We start from the raw sequence: 13571 nt of genomic DNA, 5'->3' as shown, positions 1-13571 counted from the left end.
GTGCGCTTCCAGCTGCTCGACATCGTCTTCAACCCGCCGCACCCGGTCACGGGCGAAGCGGTGCCGCCGGCCGACCGGCTGGCCCGGACCGTCCGGCACGCGGTCCTGGCCGAGGAGCTCGGCTTCGACTCGTTCGCCGTGGGGGAGCGGCACGCCGGCGACGTGCTGTCGTCGGCCCCCACGGTGATCCTCGGCGCGATCGCCGCGTCGACCAGCCGGATCCTGCTGTCGACGGGCGTCACCGTGCTGTCGCTGCTCGACCCGGTGCGGGTGGCCGAGGACCTGGCGACCGTCGACCAGCTGTCCCGCGGCCGGCTCGAGATCGTCATCGGCAAGGCAACGAGGTGCTGCAGTACCCGCTGCTCGGCCTCGACATCGACAAGCAGTACGAGTACCTCGAGGAGAACTACGAGCTGCTCCGCCTGCTGCTGTCCTCCGAGGACGTGACCTGGGAGGGCCGGCACCGGCACCGCCTGGAGCACGCCACCACGCTGCCGCGGCCGTACGCCGGGCCGTTCCGGATCTGGCACGGCTCGGCGACCTCGCGGTTCGCCGTCGAGCTCGCGGCGAAGTGGGGCGACCCGATCGTCACCGCGAACGCCCTGCAGCCGCGGGAGAACTACGCCGTGCTGCTCGACCACTACCGCGAGCAGTACGCCGCGCACGGGCACGACCCGGCCCGGGCGTACGTCGGCTCCGGCTCGGGCGGGCTGTTCCTCGCGGACACCACCGAGGCCGCCGTCGCGCAGTACCGGCCGCTGTACCAGGGCCAGGTCGACGCGGCCGCCCGCCGGGGCTACGGCGCCGACGCGGTGGGCAAGGCGCCGTCCTTCCGCACGCTGGAGGACGCCGTCGAGCGCGGCCCGGCCCTGGTCGGCTCCCCGGAGCGGGTGGCCGAGAAGATCCTCGACTACCACGCCACCTACGGGCACGTCCTGCAGTCCGTGTCCGTGAACCACCTGCTCGACCCGGCGGAGCAGGAGGACGTGCTGCGCCGGTTCGCCGAGGAGGTCGCGCCGCTGGTCCGCGCCGAGGTCCGCACCGACCTGTGGTCCGCCGCCGACCCGCGCCGCGCCGCCGGCTTCACCGCCGTCGACCACCCGACGGCCCCCGTCCCGGTCGCCGGCTGATCCGCCGCGACCACCCCGACCCACCCCCGACCGACCCCTCCCGACCCCACCCAGGAGCACCATGTCCACGCCCACCCGACGCCGGGGCGCCCGCCCCGCCGCCGCGGCCACGCTCGCCACCACCGCCCTGCTGCTCGCCGCCTGCTCCTCCGGCGGGACCGGCGGCGGGTCCGGCGACGCCTCGACCGACGCCTCCGCCGAGACCGTGTCCGGCGGCGACCTCCGGTTCGCGATCACGGTCGACTCCCGGTGCATCGACCCCCAGCAGGTCGGCAACAACGACGCGATCGCCGTCGCCCGGCAGACCGTCGCCTCGCTCACCGCGCAGGACCCGGAGACCGGCGAGATCGTGCCGTGGCTCGCCGAGAGCTGGGACGTGAGCGACGACGCGTCGAGCTACACGTTCCACCTGCGCGAGGGCGCGACCTACGCCGACGGCACCCCGATCGACGCCGAGTCGGTGAAGACCAACTTCGACGCGATCGTCGCGCTCGGCGCCACCGCCTCGCTCGGCTCGCAGTACCTGGTGGGCTACGAGGGCACGACGGTCGCCGACCCGCAGACCCTCACGGTCGACTTCGCCCAGCCGAGCGCGCAGTTCCTCCAGGCCACGTCGACGTTCTCCCTCGGCCTGCTGTCGCCCGCCTCGGCGGAGCTCACGCCCGAGGAGCGCTGCGCCGGCGACTACGTCGGCTCCGGCCCGTTCCAGGTCGAGTCGTACACCCAGGACCAGGAGATCGTCCTGACCAAGGTGCCCGGCTACGACTGGTCGTCCGAGGCCGACGAGCACACCGGCGAGGCGTACCTCGACAGCGTGACGTACCAGGTCATCCCCGAGTCGTCCGTCCGCGCCGGCAGCCTGGCGTCCGGGCAGATCGACGCGACGGCCGCGATCGCGGCGGTCGACCAGCCGCAGTTCGACGGCAACGGGTTCTGGCTGCAGCAGCGCGCCAACCCCGGCGTGGCGTACCAGCTGTTCCCGAAGGAGTCGAGCCCGCTCGCGTCCGACGAGGCCGTGCGGGTCGCGATCTCCAAGGGCATCGACCGTCAGCAGATCGTCGACACCGTGCTCACCGAGCGCGACCAGGCGGCGACCGGCGTGCTGTCCCACTCCACCCCGCTGGCCCCGGACCTGGGCGACCTGCTCGCCTACGACCCCGACGGCGCCGAGGAGCTGCTCGACGACGCGGGCTGGGTCGTCGGCGACGACGGCATCCGCGAGAAGGACGGCCAGAAGCTCTCCACCACGGTGACTTTTTGGCAGGACCCGGCCCCGCTGGAGCTCGTGCAGCAGCAGCTGCGCCAGATCGGCGTCGACCTGCAGCTCCAGCACGTCGAGATCGCCGAGTCCACCGCGATCAAGGAGAGCGGCGACTTCGACTTCGACTACTACAACCTGACCCGGTCGGACCCGGACGTGCTGCGGCTGATCTTCTCCGCGAACGCCCGCAACATCAACGACCGGGACGCCGAGGAGGTCGACGACCTGCTCGACCGGTCCGCCGCCGCCACCGACCCCGACGAGCGGGGGCAGCTGATCGAGGAGGCGTCCCGCCTGCTGGTCGAGCACGGCCACGCCATCCCGGTCTACGAGCTGTCGACCACGATCGCCGCCGCCGACCGCGTGCACGGGCTCACGTTCGAGGGCTCCAGCCGGCTCGACTTCTACGGCGCGTGGGTGGACCCGTCCTGATGGCCCGGTACGTCCTGCGGCGCGCCGCCCAGGGGCTGTTCGTCCTGTGGGCCGCGTTCACCATCGCGTTCTTCGTGCTCTACCTGCTCCCGAGCGACCCGGCGGCCCTGGCCGCCGGGTCGGGCGGGGAGGTGGCGTCGGTCGACCCGGCCCTGCTGGACGACCTGCGCGCCCGGTACGGGCTCGACCGGCCGGTGCTCGTCCAGTACGCCGACGCCCTCTGGGGCGCGGTCCGGCTCGACTTCGGGCCGTCGTACCAGTCGGGCGCGCCGGCCGGCTCGCTGGTGGCGCAGGCCCTGCCGCAGACGCTGCTGCTGACGGGCGTCGCCCTGACGCTCGCGGTGCTCGGCGGCACGGCGCTCGCGGTGGCCAGCGTGCTGCCGCGCAGCCGGTGGCTGCGCCAGGTGCTGTCCGCGCTGCCGCCGGTGGGGGTCGCGCTGCCGACGTTCTTCATCGGGCTCGTCCTGCTGCAGTGGCTGTCGTTCCGCGCCGGCCTGCTGCCCGCGATCGGCAACACCGGCTGGCAGAGCCTGGTGCTGCCCGCCGTGACGCTCGCGATCCCGCCGGGCGCGCAGCTCGCGCAGGTGCTGTCCCGCAGCCTGCGGGGCACGCTCGGCGAGCCGTACGTCGAGACCGCCCGCGCCAAGGGAGCCGGGCGGCTCCGGGTGCAGCTCGGGCACGCGCTGCGCAACGCGGCGATCCCGGCGTTCACGATGCTCGGCGTCCTGGTCGGCGGGCTGCTCGGCGGGGCCGTCGTCACCGAGACCGTGTTCTCCCGGGTCGGGCTGGGGCGGCTCACCGTGCAGTCCGTCAACACCCAGGACGTGCCCGTGGTGCTCGCGATCGTCGTGCTGTCGGCGCTCGTGTTCGTCGTCACCACGCTCGTCGTCGACCTGGTCTACCCGCTCCTGGACCCGCGCATCGAGCGGGCCGCGACCCGGAAGGCGGTGGCCGCGTGACCGCCACGACCACCCGCACCCCCGACGAGATCGAGATCGCGGACCGCCAGGACGCCCGGTCCATCCTGCGGCACGGGCGGGCGCGCGGCGCCGGGTCCGCCGGGCCGTGGGCCGCGCGGGCGGGGCGGTACCTGCTCCGGCGCCCGGGGCTCGTGCTGGCGGGGCTGGTCCTGCTGCTCGTCGCCGCGTGGGCCGCCGCGCCGTCGGTGTTCGCGTCCGGCGACCCGATCACCGGGGTCCCCGCCGACCGGCTGCTGCCGCCGTCGGGCGAGCACCTGTTCGGCACCGACCACCTGGGGCGCGACGTGTGGACCCGGGTCGTGCACGGCGCGTCGCTGTCCCTGCGGACCACCGCGCTCGCCGTCCTCGTCGGCCTGGTCGTCGGCTCGGCGCTCGGCCTGCTGGCCGGGTTCCTGCGCGGCTGGGTGGACGACGTGGTCGGCCGCGGGGTCGACGTGCTGCTCGCGGTGCCGAGCATCCTGCTGTCGCTCGCGATCATCACCGCGCTCGGCACCGGGCCGACCAAGATCGCCGTGGCGGTCGGCGTCGGGGCCGTGGCGACGTTCGCCCGCGTCATGCGCGCCGAGGTGCTGCGCACGTCGACCTCGGTGTACGTCGAGGCGGCCCGCGCGTCGGGCGCCCGCTGGTGGTCGGTGCTGGGCCGGCACGTGCTGCCCAACTCCGCGGGCCCGGTCCTCGCGCTGGTCGCGCTGGAGTTCGGCGGCGCGGTGCTGGCGGTGTCCGCGCTGAGCTTCCTCGGCTACGGCACGCCGCCGCCCACCCCCGAGTGGGGGTCGCTGATCTCCGGCGGCCGCGACTACCTCGCCACCGCCTGGTGGCTCACCACCCTGCCCGGGCTCGTCATCGTGGCGGTCGTGCTGTCCGCCAACCGGGTCGCGCGGGCGCTCGAGACGACGGGAGAGGACCAGTGACGCAGCTGCAGGAGGACCGGGCACCCGCCCCGGCCGGGGCCGACGCCACGCCGGTGCTCGAGGTCGAGGGCCTCGAGGTCGGCTACCGCACGCGGGACGGCCAGGTCTACCGGGCCGTGCGCGGGGTCGACCTCCGGGTCCGGCCCGGCGAGGTCGTCGCGCTGGTCGGCGAGTCCGGGTCCGGCAAGAGCACGACCGCGCACGCGGCGCTGCACCTGCTCGCCCGCGGCGGGTCGGTCACCGGCGGGCGGATCCGGCTCGGCGGGCGGGACGTGTCCGACCTGACCGAGCGCGAGTGGCAGGGGGTCCGCGGCCGCGAGGTCGGGCTGGTCCCGCAGGACCCGACCGTGTCGCTCAACCCCGTGCAGCGGGTCGGCGACCAGGTGGCCGAGGTGCTGGTCATCCACGGGCTGGCCCGGCGCCGGGAGGCGCGCCGCCGCGCGGTGGCGCTGCTCGAGCAGGCCGGCGTCCCGGACCCCGCGGCGCGCGCCCGGCAGTACCCGCACGAGCTGTCCGGCGGCCTGCGGCAGCGGGTGCTCATCGCCATCGCGATCGCGGCGGGACCGCGGCTGGTCGTCGCGGACGAGCCGACCAGCGCGCTCGACGTCACCGTCCAGCGGCGGATCCTCGACCACCTGGAGACGCTGGTCAGGGACCGCGGCACGGCGCTGCTGCTCATCACGCACGACCTCGGCGTCGCCGCCGACCGGGCCGACCGGATCGTGGTGCTCGAGAACGGGGTCGTCGTCGAGGAGGGCACCGCCGACGAGGTGCTCGGCGCGCCCCGGCACCCGTACACGCGGCAGCTGATCGCGGCGGCGCCGAGCCTGGCGAGCGGGCGGCTGGTGGCCGCGGGGCCGGGTGGGGCGGGGGCCGGTGTCGCGGGTTCCGGTGCCGCCGGCGCCGTGACCACGCCGGGTGCGGTGGCGGTGCCGTCATCGCCCGCGGCCCCCGGCGAGCTCGTCGCCGAGGTGGCTCCGGTGCTGGAGCTGGCCGACGTGCGCAAGGAGTTCGCCCTCCCGCGGGGCGTCGCGGGCGTCGGCGCCGCCGCCGCCCGCTCGCTGGTCGCCGTCGACGGGGTCAGCCTGCGCGTCGAGCGCGGCCGGACGTACGCCCTGGTCGGCGAGTCGGGCTCGGGCAAGAGCACGACCGCGCGGCTCGCCCTGCACCTGGAGCGGCCGACCGCGGGGCGGGTGCTGTTCCGCGGTGAGGACGTCACCGGCGCGCGCGGCGAGGCCCTGCGCCGGCTGCGGCGCGGGTTCCAGGTCGTCTACCAGAGCCCGTACGCCTCGCTCGACCCGCGGTTCACCGTCGAGCAGGTGGTCGCCGAGCCGCTGCGCGCGTACGGCGTCGGGTCCCGGGCCGAGCGCGCCGAGCGGGTGCGCGAGCTGCTCGCCGACGTCGCCCTGCCCGCGGACGCGGCCGGGCGCAGCCCGCGCGAGCTGTCCGGCGGCCAGCGGCAGCGGGTCGCGATCGCCCGGGCGCTCGCCCTGCGGCCGGACCTCGTGGTCCTCGACGAGCCGGTGTCCGCGCTCGACGTGTCGGTGCAGGCGCAGATCCTCGAGCTGCTGGTCCGGCTGCAGGCCGAGCACGGGCTGGCCTACCTGTTCATCTCGCACGACCTCGCGGTGGTCCGGCAGGTGGCCGACCAGGTCGGCGTGCTGCACGACGGCCGGCTCGTCGAGCAGGGCGCCGCCGAGCAGATCCTGCTCGACCCCCGGCAGGAGTACACCCGCGAGCTCGTCGCGGCGATCCCGGGGCGCCGCGTGCGGCCGGGGGCGCCGGCGACCGCCGCAGCCCGCTCGACCCGCGCCGCCGCCGCGACCGGCACCACCCGCACCGCCCCCGAGGAGACCCGATGACCGCGCTGCCCGACGCCGCCCGCCTGGCCGGCGAGACCACCGAGCTGCTGCAGGCGCTCATCCGGAACGCCTGCGTCAACGAGGGCACCGTCGAGTCCAGCCAGGAGATCCGGAACGCCCGGACCATCGCCGACTACCTGGACGGGGCCGGCCTGGACCTCGAGATCGTCGAGCCGCAGCCCGGCCGCGCGTCGCTCGTGACCCGCGTCGAGGGCCGCGTCCCGGGGGCGCCGTCGCTCGGCCTGGTCGGCCACACCGACGTGGTCCCCGTCGAGCCCGACGGCTGGACCCGGGACCCGTTCGGCGGCGAGCTCGTCGACGGCTGGGTGTGGGGGCGCGGCGCCATCGACATGCTCGGGCTCACCGCGGCGTACGCGGTGGTCACCCGGGCGGTCGCGGCCGCCGGCGTCCCGCTGTCAGGCGACCTGCTGCTGGCCGCGGTCGCCGACGAGGAGCACGGCAGCGTGTGGGGCGTCGACTGGCTGAGCACGCACCGCTGGGACCTCGTCCGGGCCGACCACGTGCTCACGGAGTCGGGCGGCGTCCCGGTCGGCAGCCACCGCACGCTCGCGGTGGGGGAGAAGGGCGGCGCCGGGCGGCGGCTGCGGGTCGTCGGCACGCCGGGCCACGGCTCGGGGCCGTGGGGCAGCCGGAACGCGATCGTCATCGCCGCGGAGGCGGTGCGCCGGATCGCCGCGCTGCGGGGGCCGGTCGTCATCGGCGACCTGTGGCGGCGGTACGTCGAGGCGCTGGACCTGCCGGCGGACGTCCGGGAGGCGGCCCTCGACCCGGACCGCCTCGACGAGGTGCTGCCGCTGCTCGGCGCGATCGCCCCGGTGGCGCACGCGACGACGCACACCACGGTCGCGCCCACGGTGCTGCACGCCGGCAGCAAGCCGAACGTCATCCCCGGGCACGCCGAGATCACGCTCGACATCCGGGTGCTGCCCGGCGCCCGGCCGGCCGACGTCGACGCGCTGCTGGCCGAGGCCGTGGGCGACCTCGCGCCGCACGTCGTCGTGGAGGGCGACCGCTGGGGCGAGCCGTCGCTGTCCCCGACCGACACCGAGCTGTACCGGGTGATCGAGAAGGCCGTCGGCGACCGCACCGGCGGCGCCCCCGTGCTGCCGACGCTGGGCACCGGCGGCACGGACGGCCGGTTCTACCGCCGGCGCGGCGTCCCGGCGTACGGCTTCGGCCTGCTGTCGCCGACGTGGGACGCGGGCACCTGGCGCGGCCTGTTCCACGGCAACGACGAGCGCGTGGACGTCGCGAGCCTGGAGCTCACCACGGCGGCCCTGCACGACGTGGTCACGGGCTTCCTGCGCTAGGGCGCGGCGGGGTCGGCGCGGCGGGGGCGGCCCGGCGGGCGCCGGCCGGCACCTGCCCGACGCGGTCCCGGGGCGAACCTGTCGACTTCCTGTGCGTCCGGTGCATCCGCGCGGGGGGCTCGGGCGGTAGAGGGGGTGTCAGCCGCCCACGCCCTCCGCCGACGGGGGGCACGGAACGAGGAGCACCCCATGCGTCATCGTCCGTCCGTCACCCTCGCCGCCGCCGGCATCGGCTCGGCGCTGCTGGTGGCCGCCGCCGCGCTGCCCGCCTCCGCCGCCACCGGCGGGACGGCGTCGCTCGCCGTCCTGCACGGCGTCCCCGACCTGACCGTCGACGTGTACGTCGACGGCACCCGCACCCTCGACGACTTCACGCCCGGCACGCTCGCCGGCCCGCTGGACGTGCCCGCGGGCGCGCACACCCTCGCGATCACGGCGTCCGACGCCGCCGACGCCAGCCAGCCGGCCATCGGGCCGGTCGACGTGACCCTGGAGGCCGGCGGCAGCTACACCGCGGTCGCGCACCTCACCGCCACCGGGGACCCGACCGCGACGCTGTTCACCAACGACACCTCCGCGGTGCCGGCGGGGCAGGGCCGCCTCGTCGTCCGGCACGTCGCCGCCGCACCCGCGGTGGACGTCCTCGCCGGCGGCAGCCCGGTCGTGACCAACCTGTCCAACCCGGACGAGCAGTCGCTCACCGTGCCGGCCGGGACCGTGTCCGCCGCCGTCGCGGCCACCGGGACCACCACGCCGGTCATCGGCCCGACCGACCTGACGATCGCCGAGGGCGCCGACACGATCGTCTACGCGTGGGGCTCGCTCGACGCCGGGAACCTGGCGCTCGCGGTGCAGACCATCGACGGGCTGCACTCGGCGCCCGGCGGCGTCCCGTCCGGCGAGCTCGGCACCGCCGCCGCCGAGGCCGGCGGCTCCGCGACGCCGTGGGTCGCGGCCGCCACGCTGCTGGCGCTGGTCGCGGTCGTCGGGGCCGTGCGCCCGGCGCGCCGGGCCCGCGCGGTCGCGCGCGACCGCCGCTGAGACGACCGGGGCGCGGGCGCGTCGTCCCCGCCGCCCACGCCCCGGTCCACCCCCCCCCGTCCCGGAGGCACCGTGCCACCCACCGACCCCGACCCCCGGCCACGCCGCAGCCCCCGCGGCGTGGTCGGGATCCTCCTCGCCGTCGTCGTGCTGGGGCTGGCGGCGGCGGGGCTGGCGGGGGCGTTCGCGGGGTCGGGGCGCCAGCCCGCGGTGGAGGTGGTGACGTCCCCGCCGCCTCCCTCGGCCACCGCCGCGCCGACGCCCGCCGTCCCGCCCGCGACCGCCCCCGCCGTGCCCGTCGCCCCCGCCACGCCGCCACCCGCGGCCGCCCCGTCGCCGACCGCCCCGGTGCGCGTCGTGATCGCCGGCCGGGACGTCGACGTCCCCGTGGACCCGGTCGGCGTCGCCCCGGACGGGCAGATGGAGATCCCGCCGCTCGCCGAGCGCGGCGGCTCGTACCGGTTCGGCGCCGACCCCGGCGACCCCGCCGGCACCACCGTCGTCGCCGCGCACGTCGACTCCGTCGCCTCGGGCGGCACCGGGCCGTTCGTGCACCTGGTCGACGTCCGGCCGGGCGACGCCGTCGAGGTCACCCTCGCCGACGGCAGCACCCGGGCCTACGCCGTGGACGCCGTGACCCGGTTTCCCAAGGACGAGGCGCGCTGGCCGGACGTGTTCACGCTGGACGGGCCGCCGCGGCTCGCCCTGGTGACGTGCGGCGGGGCGTTCGACCGGTCGACCCGGCACTACGTCGACAACGTCCTGGTCACCGCGACCCCGGTCGGCGCATGATGGCCTCCGCGACCCCCGCACCCCGCGGCGGGACCCGGCCCGCGAGGAGGCGCGCCCTGTCCAGCCCCGTCGCGCACCTGCGCCCGCCGCCCGAGTGGGACGACGACGCCCTGGCACGCGCGTTCGAGGCGGGGGACGAGCTCGCACTCGCGGAGGCGTACCGGCGGTGGTCGGCCTTCGTGCACACGGTGGCCCTGCGCGCGCTGGGCTCGGGCGCCGACGCGGAGGACGTCACCCAGCAGGTGTTCGTCGCGGCCTGGCGCGGGCGCTCCGGCTACCGCGCCGACCGAGGGCCGCTGCGCGCGTGGCTCACCGGCATCACCCGCAACGCCGTGGCCGACGCGCTCGCCCGCCGGGGCCGGGACGCCCGGGACCTGCGGGCCGTCGCCGCCCGGGCCGGCCGGGAGCCCGAGCCCGAGGCCGCCCGGGTCGCGGACCACGTGGTCGTCGTCGACGAGCTCCACCGGCTCGGCGAGCCGCAGCGCACCATCCTGGCGCTCGCGTTCTACGACGACCTCACGCACGACCAGATCGCCCGGCGGCTCGACCTGCCGCTCGGCACGGTGAAGAGCCACATCCGTCGTAGCCTGCAACGGCTGCGCGACCGGTTGGAGGTGGACGGTGCCGCACCTCGACCCTGATGCCGTCGCCCTGGCCGCCCTGGGCGAGCCGCTCGACGCCGCGCCCCGCGCGCACCTCGCCTCGTGCGCCGAGTGCGCCCGCGAGGTCGTGGCGCTCGCGGCCACGGCGGCCGTCGCGCGGGCCGGCGACCCGGGCGAGCTGGTCGCGCCGCCCGCCGCGGTGTGGGGGCGGGTGCGGGACGAGCTCGGGCTTGCGGAGGACGTGGTGCCGGAGGGCGTGGACCTCGCGCGCGGCGACGGGTCCGCGGTCGACCGCTCGGCGGACGACGGCTCGGGGAACCACGCCGCGGCGGCCCCGCGCCGCCACCGGCGTGGCCCCTGGCTCGCCGCCGCGGCCGCCGGGCTCGTCGTCGGCGGCGTGGCGGGAGGCCTGGCCGTGTCCGCGGCGCTGCGCACCGAGCCCGAGACGGTCGTGGCCCAGGTCCGGCTCGAGGCCCTACCCGGCTGGTCCGCGTCGGGTGACGCGCAGGTCGAGGAGGACGGCCAGGGCCGCCGCACCCTGGTCGTCCGGGTGACCGACGCCGACGCCGACGGCTTCCGCGAGGTGTGGCTGCTCGACGCCGGCGCGACGCGGCTCGTCTCGCTCGGCCTCCTCGACGGCGACGAGGGCCGGTTCGCGCTCCCGGCTGACCTGGACCTCGCCGAGTTCCCCGTCGTCGACGTGTCCGCCGAGCCGTTCGACGGCGATCCGGCCCACTCGGGTGACAGCATCGTGCGGGGCGAGCTCGCCCTCCCCGCCTGACCGGCGGGGCCCACCGAGGACGCGGAGCGCACATGGCCCCCTGGGCACCCGAGCGGTACTGGTCGGCCATCCGGGAGGAGCGGGCGCGGTTCGCCGCGGAGCTGGCGGCCCTGCCCCTCGAGGCCTGGTCGGCGCCGACGCTGTGCGGCGCCTGGTCCGTCGAGGACGTCGTCGCGCACCTGACCGCCGGGGCGAGGACGGGGCGCTGGGCGTGGCTGCGCAGCATCGCCGCCGCGCGGTTCGACGCCGACCGGCACAACGCGCGACGGCTCGCGGAGCACCGCGGCCCGGCGCCCGCGGACACGCTGGCCGGCTTCCGGGCCGTCGTCGACTCCCGGGTCGCGCCCACCGGCGACCTGTGGGCGTGGCTCGGCGAGGTCGTCGTGCACGGCACCGACGTCCGCGAGCCGCTCGGGCTGCCCGGCGTCCCGGATCCGGAGGCCGTCGAGGCGGTCGCGGTGGGCTACGCGCGGCGGGACTTCGCCGTGGCCTCCCGCACGGTCGCGAAGGGCGTGCGGCTGGTCGCGGACGACAGCGGGTTCTGCGCCGGTGACGGCCCGGGGGTCACCGGCACGACGCTCGACCTGGTCATGGCGATGGCGGGCCGGCCGTCGGCTGTGGGGCGGCTCGCCGGCGAGGGCGCGCCGGTGCTGGCGGCCGCGGTGGCCCGCCGGCAGCGGCGCTGAGCGCCCGATCCCGCGCCGGACCCGGGTCATCCGCGGCGGGTGAGGCCGTGGCGCGCCGCCCGCGGCCACGGTGGGCGCGGGCCGGGCCGCGCACCGCGGGCGGCCGCCGGACGGAGGCGCGATGCGCGGCAGCGGGGGAGGGTCGTCCACCGTGCTCGTCGTCGGCGCAGGCCCCGTGGGCCTGACCGCCGCCTGCGAGCTCGCGCGGCAGGGCGCACGCGTCCGGCTCGTCGACGAGCTGCCGGAGCCCACCGAGCAGTCGCGCGCCGTGATCGTGCACGCCCGCACCCAGGAGCACCTCGCCGCGATGGGCGTCCTGGACGAGCTCGCCGCCCGCGCGGTCGAGATTACCGCCGTCGAGGTCCGGTCAGGCGCCGGGGGCACGCTGCGCCTGCGTGCCTCCACCCGCGCCATCGACTCCCGGTACCCGCGCGCGCTCGACACCCCGCAGCCGGTGACCGAGGCGGTGCTCGCGGGGCTCGCCGCGCGGCAGGGCGTCGTCGTCGAGCGCGGGGTGCGGCTCACCGACCTGGCCCAGGACGACGACGGCGTCGACGTGACGTTCGAGTCCGCTGCCGGGCCCGAGCGGGTGCGCGTCGGCTGGGTGGTCGGCGCCGACGGCGGGCACAGCCGGGTCCGCGCCGCGGTGGGCGAGCAGATCGAGGGCGTCTTCCACGGCGAGCACTTCCTGTTCGCCGACGTCGCCGCGGCGACCACGCTCCCGCCGGACACCCTCCGGCTGTTCGTCGGGGCGGACGGTGTGTCCGGGGCGTTCCCGATGCCGGACGGGCGGACGCGGTTCCTGATCCAGGTCCCCGCCCCGGGGCCGTCCGGCGACCCGACGCTCGCGGAGGTGCAGCGGCTCGTCGACGAGCGCATGGGCGAGCACTGGCGGCTGAGCGACGCCCGGTGGCTCGTCGGGTTCGAGGTGCACCACGGCCAGGTCGGGCGGTACCGCCACGGTCGCGTCCTGCTCGCCGGCGACGCCGCCCACGTGCACAGCCCGGCCGGCGGCCAGGGCATGAACACCGGCATGCAGGACGCGGTCAACCTCGCCTGGAAGCTCGCCCTCGTCAGCACCGGGCGGGCCGGGGACGCGCTCCTCGACAGCTACGACGCGGAGCGGTACCCCGTCGGCGCCGCGGTCGTCCGGCAGACCACCCGGCTCACGCACGCCGTCGCCACGCAGGGGCCGCGGGGCCACCTGCGCGACGTCGGGCTGCTGCTGCTCGGCCACGTCCCGGCGGTCGGCGAGGCGGTCGCGGCCAGCATGGCCGAGGTGCGGCTGCGGTACCGGGGGAGCCCGGCCGTCGGCGGAGGGGACGGGGTCCGCGGCGCGTGCCCGGGCGACCACGCCCCGGACCCGGCGGGGCTCTCCGACGCGGGCGGCGGTCCAGCCCGCATCGGCGACCTGCTGCGACGGCCCGGGCACCTGCTGCTGACCACCTGCCTGTCCCGGACGTCGCACGACAGGCTGCGGGCGGTGCTCGGTGGGCTCGGGACCGTCGTCCCGGTGGTCCCGGCCCCGCCGCCGTCGACGCGGGCGTCGACGCACCCGGCTCCGGACGGGTCGAGCGGCGGGCCCGTGCTGGTCGACCCGGGCGGCGTCATCGCCGACCGGTACGGGATCGGCCACGACGGCGCCGCGCTGATCCGGCCCGACGGCTACCTGGGCTACCTGTCGGCACGGACCGATCCCGCGGCGGTCGCCCGGCACCTCGCGGAGCGCGAGCACCTGGTCGGCGTCGGCGGGGCGTGACCC

The 13571-nt window shown here is 77.3% G+C and carries 13 protein-coding genes; all 13 read left to right on the top strand.

Going from position 1 to position 13571, the window contains the following annotated elements; genetic code table 11:
• Positions 1-447 carry an LLM class flavin-dependent oxidoreductase gene (locus AC3WUG_RS06575; protein ID WP_492326936.1) on the top strand — a complete coding sequence of 149 codons (447 nt, stop codon included), beginning with the start codon at positions 1-3 and terminating at the stop codon, positions 445-447.
• Positions 345-1130 carry an LLM class flavin-dependent oxidoreductase gene (locus AC3WUG_RS06570; RefSeq protein ID WP_492326935.1) on the top strand — a complete coding sequence of 262 codons (786 nt, stop codon included), beginning with the start codon at positions 345-347 and terminating at the stop codon, positions 1128-1130. The genes AC3WUG_RS06575 and AC3WUG_RS06570 overlap by 103 nt, the downstream gene beginning before the upstream one ends.
• Positions 1131-1191: 61 nt before the next feature.
• Complete coding sequence (locus AC3WUG_RS06565; protein ID WP_492326934.1) at positions 1192-2823, top strand: ABC transporter substrate-binding protein; 1632 nt, start codon at positions 1192-1194, stop codon at positions 2821-2823.
• Positions 2805-3782, top strand: a complete 978-nt coding sequence (locus tag AC3WUG_RS06560; RefSeq protein WP_492326933.1) for an ABC transporter permease — start codon at positions 2805-2807, stop codon at positions 3780-3782. Before AC3WUG_RS06565 ends, AC3WUG_RS06560 begins: the two co-directional genes overlap by 19 nt.
• A complete protein-coding gene (locus AC3WUG_RS06555) occupies positions 3779-4714 on the top strand; it encodes an ABC transporter permease (RefSeq protein WP_492326932.1) in 936 nt (311 codons plus the stop codon). The genes AC3WUG_RS06560 and AC3WUG_RS06555 overlap by 4 nt, the downstream gene beginning before the upstream one ends.
• Positions 4715-4719: 5 nt before the next feature.
• Positions 4720-6576: a dipeptide ABC transporter ATP-binding protein gene (locus AC3WUG_RS06550; protein ID WP_492326978.1), complete on the top strand. Its 1857-nt coding sequence runs from the start codon at positions 4720-4722 to the stop codon at positions 6574-6576.
• Positions 6573-7907, top strand: a complete 1335-nt coding sequence (locus AC3WUG_RS06545) for a M20/M25/M40 family metallo-hydrolase (protein ID WP_492326931.1) — start codon at positions 6573-6575, stop codon at positions 7905-7907. Before AC3WUG_RS06550 ends, AC3WUG_RS06545 begins: the two co-directional genes overlap by 4 nt.
• A 189-nt stretch (positions 7908-8096) precedes the next feature.
• A complete protein-coding gene (locus AC3WUG_RS06540) occupies positions 8097-8948 on the top strand; it encodes a DUF4397 domain-containing protein (protein ID WP_492326930.1) in 852 nt (283 codons plus the stop codon).
• A 120-nt stretch (positions 8949-9068) separates the two neighbouring features.
• Positions 9069-9740, top strand: a complete 672-nt coding sequence (locus AC3WUG_RS06535) for a class F sortase (protein WP_492326929.1) — start codon at positions 9069-9071, stop codon at positions 9738-9740.
• Entirely contained in the window at positions 9737-10381 is a 645-nt protein-coding gene (locus AC3WUG_RS06530; RefSeq protein ID WP_492326928.1) for an RNA polymerase sigma factor, read from the top strand. The genes AC3WUG_RS06535 and AC3WUG_RS06530 overlap by 4 nt, the downstream gene beginning before the upstream one ends.
• Positions 10362-11123, top strand: a complete 762-nt coding sequence (locus tag AC3WUG_RS06525) for an anti-sigma factor (protein WP_492326927.1) — start codon at positions 10362-10364, stop codon at positions 11121-11123. The genes AC3WUG_RS06530 and AC3WUG_RS06525 overlap by 20 nt, the downstream gene beginning before the upstream one ends.
• Before the next feature lie 32 nt (positions 11124-11155).
• Positions 11156-11809: a maleylpyruvate isomerase family mycothiol-dependent enzyme gene (locus AC3WUG_RS06520; RefSeq protein ID WP_492326926.1), complete on the top strand. Its 654-nt coding sequence runs from the start codon at positions 11156-11158 to the stop codon at positions 11807-11809.
• A gap of 151 nt (positions 11810-11960) precedes the next feature.
• Positions 11961-13568, top strand: coding sequence for an FAD-dependent monooxygenase (locus AC3WUG_RS06515; protein ID WP_492326925.1), 1608 nt, complete (start codon positions 11961-11963; stop codon positions 13566-13568).
• Positions 13569-13571: the final 3 nt, after the last annotated feature.

Source organism: Cellulomonas sp. EB106-03-03-XG116 (assembly GCF_058792015.1).
This window is presented reverse-complemented; position numbering and strand designations above follow the sequence as displayed.